Here is a 20,342-nt window from a genome sequence, read left to right on the forward strand (position 1 = left end):
AAAATGATTTATGAAATAATTCTTATTTTATATTGTGTTGTTCCAGCATTAATTTGTCAATCAATCTGCCCCGTGGAATTTCTACATCGTCATAAGTAATGACAGTATCCTTAGGGACATAGTTTTTCATTTTGCAACCTTCTGCAAGTCCCATTGTCAATAAATTTTCATCGGCCACGACTGAATGATTTTCACAGAGTCCGTATGATTTGAACCCGCCGATTCCGTCTAGGCTGTCACCTGGAAATAGGTCTGTTTTGGCAGTAGCTACCACATCTACTAGAGATGGGCCTATGGGCACGATCACGGGATCGTCAAAATCCACTAATCTTGCAATAGAACTTGCAATATCAAAAAACAATAGGTGATAGGGCTGATAAAAGCTATATAAGGGGCCTTCTCCTAACTTGCCATATTTTAAATATTTGATTGAATATGGATCTTTCGCCGCAGCATACACAAATACGCCTGGCCCGGGTTTTGCACCAACTATATATTCTACGATTCCGCCCCATTCCCTTAATTGATCCACATCGTAAAAATGGGTAAGGTTATCTACATGCTCAGTGGACTCATAACCGTACATGCCTCTTTTTGACACTCGCATTCCTGTCGCATTGGCAATACAGGATTGTTCGAATGCCACCTTAGTACCATCAGCAAAATTGGTTGCCATTTCCGGGAGCATTCCCCAAGAGTCAGCAAAACCTTTTTGTGTAGCCGGGGTGCGGTAATAGTCCAACATCCCTTTGATATTTCCACAGACAAGAGGATCAAATCCCATCCCCTTTACATACCTGTAGAGGTTCATGGTCACTCCGGGCTGATCTCCATCTCCTAGCGCATATTTTACACCAGCCTGTTTTGCTTTACTATATAATATCGGGCCGAGGGTAGAGTCCAGTTCTGCATTAAAAGATAGTACATGCTTACCTTTTTCAAAGGCTTTGAGGATCGTTTCTGCCCCAAAGGCAATTGCTCCTGTGGATTCCACTACAACTTCCACGTCACCCAAATTTAAAAAAAGATCAATATCTCCGGTGATGACGGATTTTCCGTTTGAAATTGCCAGATTTGCCTGTTCTAGATTGTCAGTTAGCAGGTAGTTGTCAATTTTTAGCTCCTTGAACACTTCCACAACCCGCTCTGGTGTGCGATTAAAAGTAGCCGCTACAGTCATTCCGGGAGTATATTTCATGATTTGATTTATCATGCCTTTGGCCATCTCGCCAGAGCCTATCATCCCGACTTTAAGGATTTTCCCTTCTTTTTCCCTCTTTTTGAGTGATGTGTCAACAATTATCATAGTGTTTCCTAGTAACTAAAAGGTGAGTCAAATGAACTGAATTCTATAAGGTTTTTGTCCTTTTTAGAAACGATTGGGTCTTTGGTCGGCCAGTCAATTCCGCAGCTGTCCCATCGGATTCCCATATCATGCTCCTGGCTGTACATGGTGGAGGTTTGGTTTAAAAAGATTGATTTTTCAGAAAGGGAATAAAATCCATGGGCACACCCTTCAGGAATATATAGCATATTGGCCTTAGCCGGGTTTAGTTCAATGATGATATGCTCTCCATAGGTCGGTGAGCCTACCCGAAGATCCACCACTGCGTCCAATATGCTCCCTTCTAGGCAAAGGACGATTTTGATATGATGCTGGGACGGCACCTGGAAGTGCAGCCCCCTAATCACGTTCTTTTTGGAGACTGAATAGTAAACCTCAGGGAAGTCTTTATGAAGTCCCAATTCCTGAAAAGTTTTTTCATGAAAGGTTTTGACCAATTTACCCCGGTCGTCTTTTCGCACTTTGTGATGGATTTCAAAGCATCCCGGAATTTTGGTTTGTGTTAAATTCATACTAGTCTATCAAATTTTATTTTGTACGTCATAGTCAGCAAAGGATTTGTCTTTTTCTGAGATTATGGTTATTTCTGAAGGCCATGGAATGTTAAAAGCCGGATCATTGTATCTGATACCTCTTTCCTGTGCAGGATTGAAGAGCGCATTGACCAAGTAATTGACTTCAGTGTTGTTTTCCAACGTTAAAAAACCATGGGCACATCCAGGAGGAACGTATAGTAACTGGCTGGTAGTGCTAGCTAGTTCATTGCAGGATATTTTCAAATAGGACTCTGAATCGGCTCTCATATCTATGACAACGTCAAAAATTTTTCCCCGCGGACATCGTACTAATTTGGCTTCCTCAGTTGGTACCTGGTAATGTAATCCTCTTAGCGTTCCTTTTAATTTGCTAAAGGACATGTTGGACTGGATAGGGGAGAACTTGACACCTTGAGCCTCAAATTCATAGGTGCAAAAAGTCCTGGCAAAATATCCTCTTTCATCATATTTCTTTTCCAGATCAATTACATACAAGTCTTTGATGCTAGTCTCGTTAAATAGCATGATGATTATTCTAGAGGGTTGAAAATTGTGATTGTTGCGCCCATCTTATTTTCTTGTCAGATGCTTTTTGCTCATAAGAAGAAATCTGATTTTTAGTAAACTCAACTACATTTCCCTGATTATGGTAATACATATAATACCAGTCTCCGGTAAAGCGGATCAATTCTTCTATGGTAAGAGTGGGTTGCCATTTGAAATCATACAGTGCCTTATCACAATTTAATTTGAGCAGGCCTGCCTCAGAAAATTTGAGCTCCCCTGTTTGGGCATAGATGTCCTGAGAATTTTTCAGTCCCCAGCTTTCCCCAAGTTTTTGGAGTAGCTCCATTACGGTAATATTATTTTCAGCAGGCGGGCCAAAATTATAACTCTCCCCATTAAACTCACCGCCGTCCCAAAGCTCGGCAGCAACAGCAAGGTATCCGCTTAAAGGCTCCAGCACATGCTGCCAGGGTCTGGTGGCACCTGGATTTCTGATCTCTACCTTTTCCTGATTACTCCAGGACCGTACACAGTCGGGAACAATTCTGTCGGCAGCCCAATCCCCACCTCCAATGACGTTGCCGGCTCTGACAGAGGCAAGCTTAATATTTGGCATTTTCTTGATAAAGGAATGGTAGTAAGAATGGATGATGATTTCAGCAGCAGCTTTTGATCCGCTATAAATATCTTTTCCGCCTAGCATATCAGTTTCCTTGTATCCCCAGACCCATTCCACATTTTCGTAACATTTATCAGAGGTAATGCATATGACCACACATTTATTCTGAAGATCGCGTACGGCCTCCAGAACATTGGCCGTGCCTATGGCATTTGTTGTGAATGTCTCTAGGGGATCCAGATAAGACAAAGAAACAATAGGCTGAGCTGCCATGTGGAAAATAAAATCAGGTTCTATTTTTCTTATTTCGGATTTCAAAGAAGCCAGGTCTCTGATATCAAGTAAAATATGTTCCATTTCCTTTTCGAGACCCAGCGACTCAAATAAGGAAGGTTGGGTAGGGATATCTTTTGAGATGCCGAATAATTTAGCACCTTTCTGGCTAAGCCAAAGGGATAACCATGACCCCTTGAAACCAGTGTGCCCTGTAATTAAGATTTTCTTTCCTGAAAAAACTGCTAGTGAATTTGTATCTGACATTTTATTAAATAGTTAGCTTACCAGGTTTTCCAAGGTGCGGATCCATTGTTCCAAAAGTCCTCAAGCACATTTTTGTCCCTAAGTGTATCCATTGGCTGCCAAAATCCATTATGTCTAAAAGCAGCCAGTTTATTGGTTTTGGCCAATTCTTCTAAGGGCTCTTTTTCCCAAATAGTCTGATCATCATTTATGAAATCCAATGCTTTTGGCTCAACTACAAAAAAGCCGCCATTGATCCAGGCGTTGTTTGTCCCGTCTCCTTTAGGCTTTTCCCGGAAATTGGTGACCTTAGTGTCTTCAGAATCAAGTGTAAAGGCTCCGAATCTTCCAGGTTGTTGTACTGCGGTCAGCGTTACTACTGCGTTTTGATCTCTATGGAAGTCAATGGTTTTTTTGATGTCAATATCACTTACCCCATCGCCATAAGTAAGGCAAAAAGTCTCATCTTTCACATAGTCAGCCACTCTTTTGATCCGCCCACCTGTCATGACATTTTCACCTGTGTCGATTAATGTCACTTTCCAAGGCTCGGATTTTCTGTGGTGTACTTCCATTTGGTTATGTTGAAGATCAAAAGTGATATCCGTAGTATGTAAAAAATAATTTGAAAAATATTCTTTTATTATATGTCCTTTGTATCCACAGCATATAACAAAATCATTAATTCCATGAGAGGAATATATCTTCATAATGTGCCACAGAATGGGCTTACCACCTATCTCGACCATGGGTTTGGGTCTTACACCACTTTCTTCGCTGATTCGGGTGCCAAAACCTCCGGCTAGAATTACTGCTTTCATAATATTTTGGTTGTTAAATAGTATCAATATAATTTATCAGGTAATTGACGATTTCCTTGTTACTTGATTTATAAGGTTGGAAGTCAAATCGATTGGCCAATGAGATGATTTCCTCTAAGTTATCTCCCTCGTACCAAGGAAGAATATATCGGGCGCTGGCAAATTCTTTTACAAGTTCTAATTGATGGTCATCCACGCACTCTTTATATTTAGCTAATCGTGCTATGGCAATTATTTTTTTATTCATTTTTAAGCCCTTGATTATAGAGCCTGTACCCGCTTGTGTTATGATTAAGTCTGCTTTCTCGTATAATCCCAATAACTGATCTAAAGGCAGAAATGGCTCAAAGGTCATATATGAACTGTCAAAAACGGTATGACCATTTTGAACAATGACCTGATCAGTGATTTTCCCTGCTTGGAGAAGTTGTTCCAAAGCAATAAGTGGCCTGTCGAAGCGAAGGGGGAACGTACCTAATAAAACAAGTATCATAACTTAATATGCTGCTTTGATAATGGGATTTTTAACGTGTATGTATTTAATAAGGCTGACTTCCGTGATTAATGTAATCATCAGTATATAGAGCCCATATAAATAGAATCTTTATAAAGATTTTTCATAGTGGGCCACTGTACTAAAAATCTATCTGCTATAGGGTAGATCAAGTTAGCAGAAGCAGCCTTTGAATTTATCCTGGCATAAGATAATATCCATACGACCTTTATGCCCATTAATTTGCCAAGCAGACAAAAAGGTACTGCCGTGTGGCTTCCCGTAGTGATTATCACTTTTGGTCTATGGGACAAAAAGATACGTAGGGATGTAAATGAGTTTATCAAAAGGGATAAATAAAAACCTAACTTTCTGTTTTTCCCCTCTGGCCGTGCATGGACGAACTTTACATTGTAATGTTTGGCCAATGGAAGAGTTGAAGGGGCTTTTTCAGTGACCAACAAGTAGTCGTAGTTTTCGAATAGTTCCTTAAGCTCAAGGATCTGCGCCAAATGACCTCCATCCGAACATACTAACAGGATTTTTCTTTTTTGATCTCTCATACGGTTTCCTGGATAATTCGAAAAATTATTTCTGGTAGTAATTTTTTCCGTAAGTGGCACTATAGCCATAAGTCATTTCCAGCTTGGCATCATTCAATACGATCAATGGCATCTTGAATTTGTTGTTTTTACGAATGTCTTCGATGGTTTTTACCTGTGCTTTGGTGGAATAATTGTAGCGCAACATGAAAATAGTTGTATCTGCAATTTCAGATAAGATGAATGAATCTGAAACAAGCCCGATTGGGGCTGTATCTATAATGACATGATCGAATCGTTCTGATAATTCCGCTATCATTTGGTGAAGCCTATCACTCATCATCAATTCAGCTGGGTTTTCAGGTATCTTGCCACATCCCAAAATTGAAACATTCTCACCTAGTGGTAAGGGGTTAATGATGTCGTCCAATGTGTATTGGTCATCTTCCAGGTAATCTGAGATTCCAACCGGAATTTTCATGCCAAGGGCAGATAGCATGGCAGGTTTCCGAAGGTCAAACTCCAGAACCGCCACTTTTTTGCCGACCAAGCCCAAACTGATTGCCAGATTGATGCTAAAAAAAGTTTTTCCCTCACCGCTGATTCCTGAAGTAACCATGGTTACTTTGTTGGACTGCTTATAGGTGGAGAATGCCAAATTACTTCGAATGAATCTGAATTGCTCCGCAATCAGCGTCTTCTTGCTTTTTGATATAGCAACTACACCCTCACTTCCTTTATTTCTGGAGATTTCACCAAGAATTTTTGTCGATGTAATTCGTTCAACATCTGATTTGAGCTGTATTTTTTCCTGCCAGAGATCTTTTATAAATATTAGTCCAAATGGTACCGCCAATCCTACCATTAAGCCAAAAGCAAAGATCAATTTCTTCTTCGGTGAAACAGGATAATCAGATGGAGTAGGAGGGTCGATTATTTTAGTATTGCTTACAGTGGTTGCAGCTAACGTTAAGACTGCTTCTTCTCTCTTTTGTACTAAATATTGATAATGTTGCTGTTTTATCCCCTGTTGTCTGCTAATATCCAATAATTCCCTTTCCATGGTAGGAACCTGGGATGCTCTGTTTTGGAATTGATTTGCAGTTGCCTGCAAATTGTCCCTTGAAATTATCAAACCGTTTTTGATATTTCTTAAATTTTCAATGATGCTGGAGCGCAGGCTGGTCAATTGCTGGTTGATATTCAGGACAATCGGGTTGTTTGGCTGTGTAGTTCTCAGCATTCTTTCCCTTTCCCTTTGCAGCTGGTTAAAGTTTGCGATCAATCCGGAAAGTGTGGGATCTTGAATACTCAAGGTACTTGGAACCATCTCATAATCAGTCCCTTGGTTTTTCAAGTAGGATTCAATGGATTCCAGGACATCAATCTGTATGGAAAATTCACTTAGTTGTTGTCTGTTAGCAGTTGCACTGCTTAAATACAACTGAGCTTCCGAATTGACGTCTGTTATTGAGTTGTTGAGTTTATATTGCTCACCTTCCTGTTCAATGGTTTTCAGTTCTTCAGTAAGCCCTACGAGCTGATCATCGATGAAAGTAATCGTATTTCTGGCTATCGTGTTTTTTTCATTTTCTGCTTCCTGATTGTAAACCTCAATTAATTTTTGCATGATATCTTTCCCCTTTTGAGGATGTGCATCAGGCAAACCTAAAACAACAACACTGGCCAATTTATTTACTATGTCCACACTGAGATTCTCTGCATAATATTTTGCAACTACCGCCGGATCATAAAATTCCACTCTAATGGGTTCGCTGTCCGATATATGGGGAGGGGCCAACGAATCTCCGGGATTTCTCAGCAATGGGTTTTTTATAATTGAAAATTCACCATAGAAATTAACTAATTTTTGCCCAAAAGAATACGTATTCCTTGTCCCACTAGGGGTTTCTAGTTCATATTCTTTGTTGTTTTTGATATGTATAACAACTGAATTGTCCTCTACGTCATAATACTCATTTTTCCTGTGTATCACTACCTGAATGGGAACTTCAGATCCATATATCTCTTTATATCTAAATTTCCCATTTTGTATAAAATATCCATTTGCAATATTTAATTCCTTAAAGACTTTTACCATTAGGTTCTCTGCCTTTAACACTTCAGCTTCGTTTTCTACGGAAGAGGAAGACCCAAATCCAAGCATATCTGAAACCACGGCGTTAGAGGTGAAATCCGCTCCTTTTTTCTCGTCTTTTAGGAGTAATTTACTTGTTATCAGATACTGGGGAGTGGAGAAATAAGTGTAAACAACAGCAATGCTTAAACAAATAAACACACCAATAGCAAACCAATACCATTTGCTGAAGTATTTAAAAAAAAGCATTTTATAGTTGACTGATTGCTCGTTTGAAGAGTTGTTCTCCTCCTCTTCTAACTCATTCAATAGATCTGATAATTTCATATTTCGGGATTTGAATTGGAATTTTGAATGTTGTTTTACTAATTGCCAATTTGAAATAATGCTATCGTTAATAAAGTTACTATGCTTGTAAATATTGCAAAGGTTCTTGGATTGGAGTCAGACTGAATGGATTTGGTTTTATAAGGCTCCACATATATAACATCATTTTGTTGCAGGTAATAATAAGGAGATGCTAAGACATTTTTTGCGTTGAGGTTTAATCTGGTTGTGGTTCTAACTCCTTCTTTTTCACGGATGACCAATACATTTTCCCTCCTGCCAAACGCAGTCATATCTCCCGCTAGTCCCAATGCCTCCAATATTGTTACCTTTTCTGTCGGAATAATAAATGTGGATGGCTTTTGTACCTCCCCGATAACAGTTACTTTAAAATTCATTATCCTGATGTTGATAATTGGGTCTTGGACATACTCGTCTAATAGGAGTGACATTTTATTCACTGCCTCCAGCTTGGTTAAGCCTTTTAAGTTGATCTGTCCGATCACAGGATAATTGATAAAACCGTTTTTATCCACCAGATAGCTTTCGTTAATTGGGGTGGAGACAACTGTGTTTACATTTCCCCCTGAAGGCATCAATACCCCTGCATTGAACAGCATGTTTGATTCTGCGTTCAAACTTGTGACCGTAATACTTAATAGGTCATCTTCTTGAATTCTTTGCTCGACTACAGAGTCAATTGGAGTTGTGTATATCGTATCTGTGCCAATGTCACTGAAATACACCAAGTCTCTTTTTGAACAGGAAAGACTTAGTAATGAGATGGCTAAGAGGGTTAGGATATTTTTCATGGAAATATGGTTTTCGCTTGCTTTTTCAGGTTGATTTTTTGTGCTTTTAAAGCTTCGCCCTTTCAGTCACACTTTTCTGCACTTAACTGTTGCGGCCAAAACTTCTAAAATCCTCAAGAAGACGGGTTTTTTGATGCTGTTAAACTAGTTCCACATCTGGATCCCCTGTTTCCAAATATATACGGCAGATACAATGTGTATTGCAAATATATGTATTTAAAATGCATTTTAGAAAATTTGAAATTATATTTTTTGCATTTTAATTTTTATTGGATATTCCTTTGGCTTTATGCGGCCCAGAAGAATTTGATTTCTGGTTTAGCTGTTTGTCGCTACTGGGTTCAGCGGTGAAAACCGGAAGTAAATTTTTTTGTACATCTTACAGCGCGGAGGTGGTTATACCGGACCCTCTGTATTTCAGAGGTCTTTTCGGGCTATTGGCTACTAATGGCTTACCAGATCAAAAAAAAAAATTGGTTGTTAAAGGATTGAACAAGGATTGTTTCCTTTGACTGTGGATGAGCCGATAGGGTCGATTATGGACAGCTTTTGGGAGTATGCGTCATGGGAAGTTCTCTATGCCATTATAGTACTTTCGTGGGATTGAAGAGAGGGATTTAGAGCTTTGACATAATGAGTAGGCCAGAAACATTTATTGTATCTGCCCAAGAATCACAAATCAATAGCTTGGAATTTGAAGGTAAATGTGCTCTCACAAATCATGATTTTGGAGCTTTTTGGAGTCTAAGTGTATAGTGAGGGATTATTATTCGTTACAATTAAACTCAACACCCGCCTGCTTTAGACTAGAGGAAGCAAGCTAAAGCAGACGGACGTATTAGTTTTAGTTCGCTACGGAAACTGGTGTGGCGAACTGATTATCAGTTATATTGTATTTGGTGATAATACGCTCTTTGTTTTTTTGGTCGTGGAATCTTATGGTTTCCACCGTGTTTTCGATATTCTGTTTGGATGATGCTCCAAACAATATCGATTCGATATTGGGTAAATTACTTACGTATTCCAATGCCTCATTTGCAGGAATTGCCCCTCCGCCAAGGACCTGCATTGCGATGACTCTGCATCTTCCTTCCTTTAGGGTTTTTTCGTATAGCTCTTTTCCTCCTGACATTCTAAAGTTCACTTTATTTATGGAAGTGCAGATTATAGGGTTATAAACCCCTCCATTTTCCAGCACATCCAAAAGCTTTGGCAAATTCATTGTGATAAACCCAGGCTCTGCGTTGTATTTCTGCTTTACATAATTGGCAAATCCGAGTAAGAATTCATTCATTCCAAGTCCTAACAAAAGATCTGTGATTACATTTTGAAGAAATATAACCGGTGTATTTATCCCTTTGAACATTTTCATTTCCGCATCAACCATTAATTCCATAATTGAAATGAAATCCTTGGATACATACGCCATACCACCTTTGAACAATGAGCTGACAAAGTTACCAGGCACATATTGCTTCAGCGTTCCGGCTATGCCCAATTCGGTTACGGCATTGGCGTATTTGTGGGCATAGGGCATACAAGGATAGATTTTAAAGTTCTTGTATTTTTCAGGATCTCGCCGTATTAGTTCACAGATATTGGCAATCCTGTCGTGGGTTGTACACATGAAGGTGTTTATACCCGATGCTATTGCTATATCCAGTGTTTTGATGATTGTAGAATCATCTTTAAATTTAATGGACTGCGCACGTGATTTTTCGTCTGAAATATGATTAACAGCAAAAAACTGGTTGTCTCCAAAAATTATTCGTTCCATATTAAATGTAGCTTGATTGTTTTTTGATTAATGAAATAGATTTATCAGTTTTCCATGCACTATCGAATGTATTGATGTCATGGCTGTTTTCACCTTCCACGGATTTTATGAAATAATCTATTTGGGCTGAATATTCCTCTCCTCTGAGATAAAAGGAGACTTCATCTGTGAGGTCGGTCACATACTTGACATTCCATCCTTTTGAATATCCTTTGGGGAATTTGTTGCCTTTGAAATATACTTTCAATTCGTTTGCGTCTGATTCAATTTTGCCTTCCGTACCGATAATCGTGATGGAAGTTGACATTTTACGATAGGTTTCATCACTCCAGTTTACCGAAATGACCCCGGATGCTCCAGATTCAATACCAACTAAAGCATAAACAGAGTCATCTACATTTTTTGAATAGATAGATTTAAGGATTGATCCCTTGCACGATTCAATTGGAGAGATGATGTCATTTATCAGGTCGATTACATGAGAGGCGTAATCCATAAGACATCCTCCTCCTTCAGATGGGTCGGATCTCCATGTTTCACTCTTTTTCTTCACTACCACAGGCCCGTAAGCTTCACCTTGAAAATGGGTGATTTCTCCAATCGCTCCCGCTTTTACAAGTCTTTTGACCTCCCGGAAAGTCCCCACAAATTTGTTATGGTAACCTACCTGATTTATGACACCTGCTGCCATGGCAAGCTGGGCCAGTTCAATACTTTCTTCAGGGTTCAGACAAAAGGGTTTTTCAGTGAAGACATTGATCCCCCTCATTAAAAGTTCCTTGACCATCGGATAATGGTACTTGGTAGGTACCGAAACGAATACGCCATCAGGTTGAGTTTCCTCTACCATCTTTATGTAGTCAGAGAAACATTTATAGCCACTGTATCTTTCAAGAACCTGAACCACCATTTTTGAGGTATCACAGACTCCAACGATTTTCACATTAGGATGAGCTCCTAAAATTGAAAGATGGGATAATCCCATTTTTCCTGCCCCGATCAAAGCGATTTTTACCATTTTTTCACGTATTAGTGTTTTAAAGCCTACCGTTTATTGCGGGCCTAACCCCGCTTATTTTCGATCAAATTACTTTAATTAATATTTAAAAAGCAAGAAAATGTATGTAAAAATTATTTTTTCATCTTTTTTATTGGAAAACGGCAATCAGTTTACCCCTACTTTTAAAGTGATTTTTAAGCCCCATTGGATGTCATTCTGATATATGGGATTCTCGTGCCGATTGTAACGGTCACGTTTTCAATAATTTGTGGTTGATGAAAATTTAGTTTTTTACAAAAAATGTATTTCAAATAAAAAAAAATGTGTTTCATTTGGTGTTTCACTTATTTATTCCCTAGCTTTATACCGAAAAATGACTATAAAATTTTAACAAGTCGCTGAAGGTGATTTTTCATAAAAAAAACCGCTCTTGCCATGGCTACAATTTCAAAACTCAATAGGATTCAAAACTTTTCGATAAGTCCTGATTTTTTTGTTAACAGCTATTCAATCAATCTATTGGATAGTTCACAGACAATCGCCAAAAGGATTCTTGAAATTTTGCTTGTAAGTGTTTTCCTTATCCTAATTGCAAGCTGGTTGTTTCCAATAATCGCATTGATAATAAGGTTGGAATCGAATGGCCCCGTGTTTTACAAACAACTAAGACATGGTCAAAATAATGTGCCCTTCTATTGTCTGAAGTTCAGAAGTATGAAATTTGAACCTGAAAGTGATTTTAAACAAGCTACTAAAGGCGATGCCAGGGTTACAAAAGTCGGGGCTTTTCTTAGAAAAAGCAGTTTAGATGAATTACCTCAGCTATTGAATGTGTTGGTAGGAGAAATGGCGATAGTCGGGCCTAGGCCTCATGCAATTCCCATGAATAAAGAATTTGCTGAAAAAATAGAGAATTTTATGTTCAGGCATATGGTTAAGCCGGGAATTACAGGTCTTGCACAAGCAAAGGGCTATCGAGGCGAAATTCGGGATACATTCGATATGAATGCCCGTTTGAGATATGACCTGTTCTATATTAAGAACTGGAGTTTTTTACTTGATTTAAAAATAATATTCTTGACTTTTCACAGTTTGTTTTTTATGAACAAGAATGCGTATTAATTCAAGGTAAAAGGTTCACATAAGCTATCCGTTAAAAATCAACTTAAAAGTTGTCCCTTCACCAAGCACAGACCTTACCTGAATATTGCCTTTATGCCGACGCATGATCTGTTTCGATAGGCTCAAGCCGATTCCGGATCCTTTTGACTTAGTGGTGAAGAATGGGATGAAAATCTTCGAAAGGGCCTCCTCCTCAATTCCTTTCCCTGTATCAGCCACTTCCAGGATTATTTTGCCAGCCTCGTCTATAAATGCCCTTAGGATAATCCGTTTTACCTCAGAATCTTCCACCGCCTGAATGGCATTTTGGGTAAGGTTGATCAGAACCTGCTCGATCTGGGTTTGGTCTCCGAACAGGATTAGTTCTTTAGGATTGATTTCTTTGATCAGTTCGATTTGAAAATTCTCAAGTTGATGTTGCAACAAGACTTCCAATTGGTGAAAAAGGTTTGCGATAGCAATACTGCTGAATTTTGGCGCGGGTATATGCGCTAGACTTCTAAAATCAGACACAAAGCTGATCAATCCTTGACTTCTCTTTTCTATAGTGCTGATACCCATGAGGTAATCCTCCATGTCATTCGGGGTGATTTGTTCCACATTTTCTAGTTTGCTTTCGATCTCACTTTGTATAGTTCCTGCCAAAGATGAGATGGGAGCGATGGAATTCATGATTTCGTGCGTAAGGATTTTGACCAGGTTTTGCCAAGCTTCCATTTCTTTTTCCTCCAGTTCGGACTGGATATTCTGAAGGGAAACCAATTTGAATTTTTCTCCACGCATCAACAATTCGATCACATAAACTGAAATCTGCATGATGCCGTCTGGGTGGGCAATCTTGATCAACTCACTTCCACCTGTTCTTAAGTTATTGATCGCCAGATGAAGTTCTTTATTTATATGTTCAACTTCAGCGATATTTTGGAGTTGGTCCACATCGAGAATCCGCTTTGCGGCGGTATTTACGATTTGTATGCCTCCATTTTCACCGAAAGTGATCAGCCCTATGCTAAGATGCTTGAATACCGATCTAAAATACTGATAATTAGCCTCTTTCTCTGCCTGGTCTTCTTTTAATTTGGCTAGAATGGCATTGAATTCTATATGGAGATCATCCGTTTCTGTGCCGTCAAATTTAACGGGATAGAGCTGAGAGTATTTGTCCTGTTTGATGTTGTCCAGAAACACCCGCACTTTCTTAAATGAACCTTCGGAATACTTCAACAAATAGATGATTTGGAATACCACCAAAACAAGTAAAAGGGAAATCATAAAGACACCCCAGCTATCGATGATAGCATAAGCAAGAAGAAAGAGAGAAGCCGCCAAAAAAGCAATTCTCCCTAATAAGCCGACTTTATAATCCATATTTTTCCAGCCTTCTGTACAAGCTGGCTCTCGTCAAACCTAGCTCTTTGGCTGCTTTTGAGATGTTTCCCCCGTTCTTGTCTATGGCACGTTGTATAGTGGTTTTTTCCATATCATCGAGGTTCAGCGTGACGGAGGTTGGCGCTTTGTCAGATGCCGGTTTTGCCGACAGAAAGAAGAAATCCCTGGAATCCAACACATCGCCTTCAGCCATGATGATGGCCCGCTCGATGGCATGCTGGAGTTCCCGGATATTCCCAGGCCAGGCATAATGCTGAAGTAAATCCATTCCAGAGGAGGTAAAGCCCGTGAAGTTTTTACGGTATTTCTGGCTGTAGCTTTTTAGGAAATGGTTTGCCAAGACTGGAATGTCGTCCTGTCTTTCACGCAATGGTGGAAGAAATATCTCCACAGTGTTGATCCTATATAACAAATCCTGACGGAATGTATTGTCCGCAATGCTTTCATGTAAAGGCATGTTAGTGGCACAGATCAACCTGATGTCCACCGGAATGGCTTTATTGGTGCCTATTCTGGTCACTTCTCTTCTTTGCAATACGGTTAATAGCTTGGACTGTAGCGGCAGTGACAGGTTGCCTATTTCATCTAAAAACAGGGAGCCTTTGTCGGCTATTTCGAACCTGCCCGCACGGTCATCTTTTGCGTCTGTAAAGGCTCCTTTTTTATGTCCAAATAATTCTGACTCGAACAGGGTTTCTGTGATCGCGCCCATATCTACCCCTACAAAAATCTCATCCTTACGAAGTGATCTGTCATGAATGGCACGGGCTATCAGTTCCTTACCTGTCCCATTTTCTCCTAAGATCAACACGTTGGCATCTGTCTGGGCTACTTTGTCTATGATAGAAAAAATGTTTTTCATGGAAGCACTCTGCCCTATGATGTCAGTATAGGGTTTTTTCATGTCGGACTGCATCTGCTTTTGTTTCTTTTGCAGCTTATCGACTTCATTGTAACTTTCTTTGAGCCGGATAGCAGCTGAAAGTGTGGCGATCAGCTTCTCGTTTTGCCATGGTTTCAGGATGAAGTCAGTAGCTCCTTCCTTCAGAGCCTGTACGGCCATTTCCACATCCCCGAAGGCAGTGATTAGGATCACAACAGCCTTTGGGTCTATTTCTTTGATTTGTTTCAACCAGTGAAACCCTTCTTTGCCGGAGGTGGTATCCTCGCGGAAATTCATATCTAGAAGAATTACATCATAATTATTGTTATTGATCAAAAAAGGAATCCTTCGAGGATCCTTTTCTATCATGACTTCTTTTGCATGCTTTTTCAACAGCATCTTGGCGGCAAAGAGTAAATCTTCATTATCGTCTATAATAAGGATCTTGCCTAAATCTTGATTTTCCATGGTAAATTGTTTGGTCTTTCTAGGTGCAAAATGATGCCAACCCTAATATTAGCCTATTTAGGAGGATTTTGCACTAGTAGTGTCCAAAAATGTACGGTTTTATAACGGAATCGGACAGAAAACCTTGATTTTCATCCCTAAGAGATTTTTGTACCTTTGTTGTTTACTAAAACAAAAGACTATGCAAGCTAAAAAAGGAGATGCAGTTCAAGTGCATTATACCGGTAAATTAGAAGATGGAAGCGTATTTGATACCTCAGCAAATCGTGAGCCGCTAGGATTTACCTTAGGCGATGGAAATATGATCAAAGGTTTTGACACTGCGGTGGATGGAATGGAGCTTGGTGAAAAGGTGACTGTTACGATCCCTGCCGCAGAGGCCTACGGTGAACGCAGAGACGATATGATAATCGAGGTGCCTATCGAGCAGGTTCCTGCTGATATCAAGCCGGAGATAGGGATGCAATTGACCCTACAAGGAGGCAATGGACAGCCTATGCCTGTGGTCGTAACTGATTTGGACGAGAAGAAGATTACCTTGGATGCCAATCATCAGTTGGCCGGTAAAGACTTGATTTTTGATATAGAATTGGTTAAGGTCAACTAATCAAAAGCGTACCTTAGTTTAAAGGGCTGTTTCAGAAATGAAATGGCCTTTTTTCCAACCGAATTGCTCACAATGGACAAAGGATTTCTCAAAGAAGTCGCAGGTAAGAGATGATTTTGTGATAGGCTGTTTTTTCAAGAGAGTAAGTCATGATGAAGTCACACTGAGGGTTCCTTGGTAGTGGCAGGAAGTCCAGGGCTTGTTTTTCAAGGATACATTTGCACACCACAGGGGCGCCCATCTCTCTCTTGAAGTTGGACTGGCTCATATATTTTAAGGTCTCCCTTCACTCCAAAGATCTTAACGCTTGTGGGATAGGGTAGAGAGCCACTCGTCCGTCAGACACTAGTGCGATTCTTTCCTGACCTATTTGTAGGTAATCAGGCATTTCCGTGCCTAATTCAAAAATCACAAGGATATCGTAGGAGGTGAGTGAAATTGCCTTTAGTACGGTTCCGTCCAGCCATAGGAGGTGTTCTTTGTAGTAACACAATTTTCTGATCCCTTTTACCTCAATTTTGCGCATTAGATTTCCCTGGTTGTCAAAGATGAAAACGCCTGAAGCAGGGACATTCATAAATAGACGGTTTTTAAATTCCCTTATCTCCGTAACATCTAGTGCTTCGGAGCCTGAAATTAAATTCAAAGGCTGTGACTGGATGAGGGCACCCCTTAAGTAATCCAGTGATTTCAGTGTCATATCAGATTCATCCCAGACCCAAACCACATGGTTGTTCCCAAGTGTTGCAGCCTTGGCCAAGTTGACTTCAGAAAAGGAAAATCCATTTTCTGCCAATGGGTTTAGAAATCTATCGAGAACCCTATATTCTTGCAGGTCTGATGAAAAACTGAAAACACTCACTGTGCGTGCGGCCTCTAGCTGATCCAGTCTTCCCTGCCTGGCCGGAGAAAAGAGGTTCTGCTGCTTTCCTTCCTTATTAAACAGGTAAATATCCCCTGATGTGTTGCTGACAAATAATTGATCCTTGGTGTCAAAAGAAATCAAATCCAGCTCATTAATCCTGATTTCAGCAATAGGGGAGCCAAGTATCCCCTGATTTTGGGCGTTTCCGGAGTAGGAGTAAATAAACACTAAAAATATTCCCAGAGATCTCATTCGAAGGTAAGAAGTTTTGCTTCCCTAGCGTCAAATGATAGGTAGGTGAATTGGGACACCCATTCTCCCAGGTTAAAATAGGTAGAGCCAGAACCTACTTTGAGCTCAAGCGGAAGATGCCTGTGTCCAAAAATATAGAAATCGTGGTGTTTCTTTTCTTCAATTTCCTTGCAATAGGCCCAAAGCCATTCACCCTCACCCAGGAAATGATTTTCTTCTTTCTCCATATTGGTGATACGGCTATGGGCAGACCAACTCTTGGCGAGCTTGATACCCAGGTCAGGGTGAAACCAGCGGAATAGCCATTGGGCAAGAGGGTTTGTAAACACCTTTTTCAGGAATTTATAAGAATAGTCTCCCGGCCCCAAACCATCCCCATGACCTACAAGGATAGATTTTCCCTCAACTTTTAATTCGATGGGATGAGTGTAAACAGGGATTCCCAGTTCATGGGTGAAATAATCCCCCATCCATAAATCGTGATTGCCGGTGAAAAACACGACAGGGAGTCCACGATCTCTCAGTTGGTGGATTTTAGAAATAAAAGGGATGAAGCCTTTTGGTATAACCTGCCCATACTCAAACCAAAAGTCAAAAATATCACCGACCAGAAAAATTGCAGCTGCATCTTCAGCGATGAAATCGAGCCAGCGTACGATCTTTTTTTCCCGGGTTTTACTGTCAGATTCATTTGGAGCTCCCAAGTGAAAGTCGGACGCGAAGTAAAGCTTTTTTCCATGCAGTGGAAAATCCAAGGGGGTAGATTGCATGATTAAAGATAGACGTGTAGAGACAATATAAAAAAAGCCCCGAGTAAATCGGGGCAACTATTAAATGATTCGATTGTCAGAATTTGGCTCCGGAATTGGATCTTTCAACGGGTCTGATGATTCAGAGCCTTCTTCATTGTCTTGAGAAGGCAATTCAGGTTCTTTTATCACCTCTTTTTTATTTGTGAAAGCTTGATAGGTGGTTTCCTTATCGAATGGTCTTTTACCTATCAGGCGTTCCAGATCGGCCTGAAAGAGAATTTCCTTTTCCAGAAGCTCCTTTGCCAAAATCTCCAACTCTTTCATGCGATGTGTGAGCAATTCCTTGGTTTTGTCATAGGCCGATTGGATCAGCTTCCTAACCTCCTCATCGATCACTTCCGCAGTGGTTTCCGAATAAGGCTTGGTCATTTTGTAGCCATCTCCCTTGGAGTCATAGAAGGACACATTCCCGATTTTATCGTTCATTCCATATACAGAAACAATAGAGTAGGCCATCTTGGTGACACGCTCCAGGTCACTCAGTGCACCTGTGGATATTTTCTTGAAAATAATCTCTTCGGCAGCCCGGCCTCCTAAGGTCATGCACATCTCATCCATTAACTGTTCGGTCTGATATAGGAACTGCTCTTTGGGTAGGTACTGTGCATAGCCTAAAGCAGCCACTCCGCGAGGTACTATACTTACTTTCACCAAAGGATCAGCATGCTCCAGGAACCAGCCCGCTACCGCGTGACCTGCTTCGTGGAATGCAACGATTTTCTTTTCCTCAGGAGAAATAATCTTGTTTTTCTTTTCCAACCCACCAATCACCCGATCTACCGCATCTTGGAAATCCTGCATATCCACGGCTGTTTTATTACGTCTGGCAGCAATTAAGGCTGCTTCATTACAGACGTTTGCGATCTCCGCCCCTGCAAAGCCTGGAGTCTGGGCAGCGCATTTTTTAGGATCTACATCATCCGCCGTCTTGATCGGCTTCAGGTGGACCTTGAAAATCGCCTCACGACCGTTAATGTCTGGTTTGTCAATAGATATCTGCCTGTCAAAACGTCCTGGCCTGAGCAATGCACTATCCAATACGTCCGGTCTATTGGTCGCCGCTACTACGATTACACCGGTGTCAGTTCCAAATCCATCCATTTCCACTAGCAAGGAGTTGAGGGTGTTTTCTCTTTCGTCGTTGGATCCTGGCATCTGCCCTTTACCTCTCGATCTACCTATGGCATCGATCTCGTCTATAAAGATGATGCAGGGTGCTTTTTCTTTTGCCTGCTTGAATAAGTCACGGACACGAGCGGCTCCCACGCCAACAAACATTTCTACAAAATCAGATCCTGAAAGTGTGAAGAAAGGCACTCCGGCTTCTCCGGCTACTGCTTTGGCCAACAGGGTCTTACCTGTGCCCGGAGGGCCTACCAGCAAGGCACCTTTAGGTATTTTGCCGCCCAGTTTGGTGAATTTTCCTGGGTTTTTAAGGAATTCAACTATTTCCTGGACTTCCTCTTTGGCCTCATCAAGTCCTGCCACATTGTCAAAGGTAATCTTGACCTTGTTTTCTGCATCAAAGAGCTGCGCTTTGGATTTCCCTACGTTGAATATCTGCCCGCCTGGGCCTGATGGGCCGGCCATGCGGCGCATCATAAACCAAAAGAGTACAAACAGTAGAATCAAAAAACCAAAGCTGCCAAAATAACTGCTCCAGTTTTCTTCTGTGGCTACCGATAATTCTATTCTGTCCTCCTGCGGAACCTGCTCTTTTAAAGCATCAAAATCATTGGCAAATTTATCTACAGAAGCTACCTGGAAGGAGTAGTGAGGCCCTTGAGGATTGAAAAAAGTGGAATTTGATTCAAGCTCTGTTTTATATTTCTCGGTGGACAGAGCCGTAGATTTCAATGTGACGTCCACTCGCTCCATGTTTTTTACCATGGTCACCTTAGACACGTCCCCAGCCAGATACATGTCTTCAAATCTCTTTTGGGTAATATCCACTACGGCATTTCGGTTTTGAACATATGTGAGTCCAAGTAAAACCGCCACCGCAGCGATGATCAGCCAAAGTTGAAATTTGGGGAAATTGGGCTTTTGAGGTGTCTTAGGTACAAATTTTTTGTTTTTATTCGTAGTATCGCTCATTTCTTATTAGGGTAATTTCATAAACTTAACGTTAACGGAGAGTCAAAATGAAAGTTTGGTTTATTTATCCAATTCTGGTGACTTTGGCATCTCCCCATAGGTCTTCCAATCCATAAAATGCTCTCCTATCTTTAAGGAAAATATGTGCTACAACGTTCACATAATCCACTAAAATCCACTGTCTGCCACTTTTCCCCTCACTTTTCCATGGGTTCCCTTCTCCTGTTTTAATCACTTCCTCTTCTATTGAATCTGCGATGGCATCAAGTTGGGAATCCGAATTTCCTGAGCAAATAACAAAAAAATCCGTGACAGTGTTTTTTATATGTCGTAAATCCATCAAGACAATGTCTGAAGCTTTTTTTTCTTCCATTCCTTTGATGATTACTTTACTCAGCTCTTCTGCTGTCATATTATTCATTTAATTTTGCATTGGGTAGGATAAAAATAT

At 40.5% G+C, this 20,342-nt stretch carries 19 protein-coding genes; 2 read left to right on the forward strand and 17 right to left on the reverse strand.

Annotated elements, in window-relative coordinates:
• Window positions 1–22 precede the first annotated feature (22 nt).
• The 11 genes from LZF95_RS01225 to LZF95_RS01275 form a co-directional block, all read right to left on the reverse strand.
• A complete protein-coding gene (locus tag LZF95_RS01225; protein WP_233753167.1) occupies window positions 23–1,306 on the reverse strand; it encodes an NAD(P)H-dependent oxidoreductase in 1,284 nt (427 codons plus the stop codon).
• Between the two features lie 8 nt (window positions 1,307–1,314).
• Window positions 1,315–1,857: a dTDP-4-dehydrorhamnose 3,5-epimerase gene (rfbC, locus tag LZF95_RS01230; protein WP_233753168.1), complete on the reverse strand. Its 543-nt coding sequence runs from the start codon at window positions 1,855–1,857 to the stop codon at window positions 1,315–1,317.
• Between the two features lie 9 nt (window positions 1,858–1,866).
• Complete coding sequence (gene rfbC, locus LZF95_RS01235; protein WP_233753169.1) at window positions 1,867–2,406, reverse strand: dTDP-4-dehydrorhamnose 3,5-epimerase; 540 nt, start codon at window positions 2,404–2,406, stop codon at window positions 1,867–1,869.
• Between the two features lie 10 nt (window positions 2,407–2,416).
• A complete protein-coding gene (rfbG, locus tag LZF95_RS01240) occupies window positions 2,417–3,547 on the reverse strand; it encodes a CDP-glucose 4,6-dehydratase (protein WP_233753170.1) in 1,131 nt (376 codons plus the stop codon).
• 17 nt (window positions 3,548–3,564) lie between these two features.
• Window positions 3,565–4,347, reverse strand: coding sequence for a glucose-1-phosphate cytidylyltransferase (rfbF, locus tag LZF95_RS01245; RefSeq protein WP_233753171.1), 783 nt, complete (start codon window positions 4,345–4,347; stop codon window positions 3,565–3,567).
• 13 nt (window positions 4,348–4,360) lie between these two features.
• The gene (pssE, locus tag LZF95_RS01250) at window positions 4,361–4,840 is read right to left on the reverse strand and encodes a PssE/Cps14G family polysaccharide biosynthesis glycosyltransferase (protein ID WP_233753172.1); all 480 of its coding nucleotides are present in this window, start codon (window positions 4,838–4,840) and stop codon (window positions 4,361–4,363) included.
• A gap of 80 nt (window positions 4,841–4,920) precedes the next feature.
• Complete coding sequence (gene pssD / locus LZF95_RS01255) at window positions 4,921–5,403, reverse strand: PssD/Cps14F family polysaccharide biosynthesis glycosyltransferase (protein WP_233753173.1); 483 nt, start codon at window positions 5,401–5,403, stop codon at window positions 4,921–4,923.
• 25 nt (window positions 5,404–5,428) lie between these two features.
• A complete protein-coding gene (locus LZF95_RS01260) occupies window positions 5,429–7,807 on the reverse strand; it encodes a tyrosine-protein kinase (protein ID WP_233753174.1) in 2,379 nt (792 codons plus the stop codon).
• A 38-nt stretch (window positions 7,808–7,845) separates the two neighbouring features.
• Entirely contained in the window at window positions 7,846–8,619 is a 774-nt protein-coding gene (locus LZF95_RS01265; protein WP_233753175.1) for a polysaccharide biosynthesis/export family protein, read from the reverse strand.
• 844 nt (window positions 8,620–9,463) lie between these two features.
• A complete protein-coding gene (locus LZF95_RS01270; RefSeq protein WP_233753176.1) occupies window positions 9,464–10,396 on the reverse strand; it encodes a hypothetical protein in 933 nt (310 codons plus the stop codon).
• 1 nt (window position 10,397) lies between these two features.
• Window positions 10,398–11,414 (reverse strand): Gfo/Idh/MocA family protein, encoded by a 1,017-nt coding sequence (locus LZF95_RS01275; protein ID WP_233753177.1) that lies wholly within the window; start codon window positions 11,412–11,414, stop codon window positions 10,398–10,400.
• A gap of 417 nt (window positions 11,415–11,831) precedes the next feature.
• Here LZF95_RS01275 and LZF95_RS01280 point away from each other — a divergent pair, with 417 nt between their 5' ends.
• Window positions 11,832–12,518, forward strand: a complete 687-nt coding sequence (locus tag LZF95_RS01280) for a sugar transferase (protein WP_233753178.1) — start codon at window positions 11,832–11,834, stop codon at window positions 12,516–12,518.
• A 24-nt stretch (window positions 12,519–12,542) separates the two neighbouring features.
• Here the strand turns inward: LZF95_RS01280 and LZF95_RS01285 are convergent, their stop codons facing one another.
• Window positions 12,543–13,886 carry a PAS domain-containing sensor histidine kinase gene (locus tag LZF95_RS01285; RefSeq protein WP_233753179.1) on the reverse strand — a complete coding sequence of 448 codons (1,344 nt, stop codon included), beginning with the start codon at window positions 13,884–13,886 and terminating at the stop codon, window positions 12,543–12,545.
• A complete protein-coding gene (locus LZF95_RS01290) occupies window positions 13,876–15,258 on the reverse strand; it encodes a sigma-54 dependent transcriptional regulator (protein WP_233753180.1) in 1,383 nt (460 codons plus the stop codon). The genes LZF95_RS01285 and LZF95_RS01290 overlap by 11 nt, the downstream gene beginning before the upstream one ends.
• A 181-nt stretch (window positions 15,259–15,439) precedes the next feature.
• Here LZF95_RS01290 and LZF95_RS01295 point away from each other — a divergent pair, with 181 nt between their 5' ends.
• Window positions 15,440–15,865 carry a peptidylprolyl isomerase gene (locus tag LZF95_RS01295; RefSeq protein ID WP_233753181.1) on the forward strand — a complete coding sequence of 142 codons (426 nt, stop codon included), beginning with the start codon at window positions 15,440–15,442 and terminating at the stop codon, window positions 15,863–15,865.
• 286 nt (window positions 15,866–16,151) lie between these two features.
• On the opposite strand, the gene LZF95_RS01300 is transcribed toward LZF95_RS01295, so the two are convergent.
• From LZF95_RS01300 to rsfS, 4 genes are all read right to left on the reverse strand, one after another.
• Window positions 16,152–16,982: a hypothetical protein gene (locus LZF95_RS01300; protein ID WP_233753182.1), complete on the reverse strand. Its 831-nt coding sequence runs from the start codon at window positions 16,980–16,982 to the stop codon at window positions 16,152–16,154.
• Window positions 16,979–17,752 carry a UDP-2,3-diacylglucosamine diphosphatase gene (locus tag LZF95_RS01305; RefSeq protein ID WP_233753183.1) on the reverse strand — a complete coding sequence of 258 codons (774 nt, stop codon included), beginning with the start codon at window positions 17,750–17,752 and terminating at the stop codon, window positions 16,979–16,981. Before LZF95_RS01305 ends, LZF95_RS01300 begins: the two co-directional genes overlap by 4 nt.
• A gap of 60 nt (window positions 17,753–17,812) precedes the next feature.
• Entirely contained in the window at window positions 17,813–19,891 is a 2,079-nt protein-coding gene (gene ftsH, locus LZF95_RS01310; protein WP_233753184.1) for an ATP-dependent zinc metalloprotease FtsH, read from the reverse strand.
• A 64-nt stretch (window positions 19,892–19,955) separates the two neighbouring features.
• Entirely contained in the window at window positions 19,956–20,303 is a 348-nt protein-coding gene (gene rsfS, locus LZF95_RS01315) for a ribosome silencing factor (protein ID WP_233753365.1), read from the reverse strand.
• Window positions 20,304–20,342 lie beyond the last annotated feature (39 nt).

Origin of the sequence: Algoriphagus sp. AGSA1, assembly GCF_021390545.1 — a bacterium.
Lineage (GTDB): Bacteria > Bacteroidota > Bacteroidia > Cytophagales > Cyclobacteriaceae > Algoriphagus.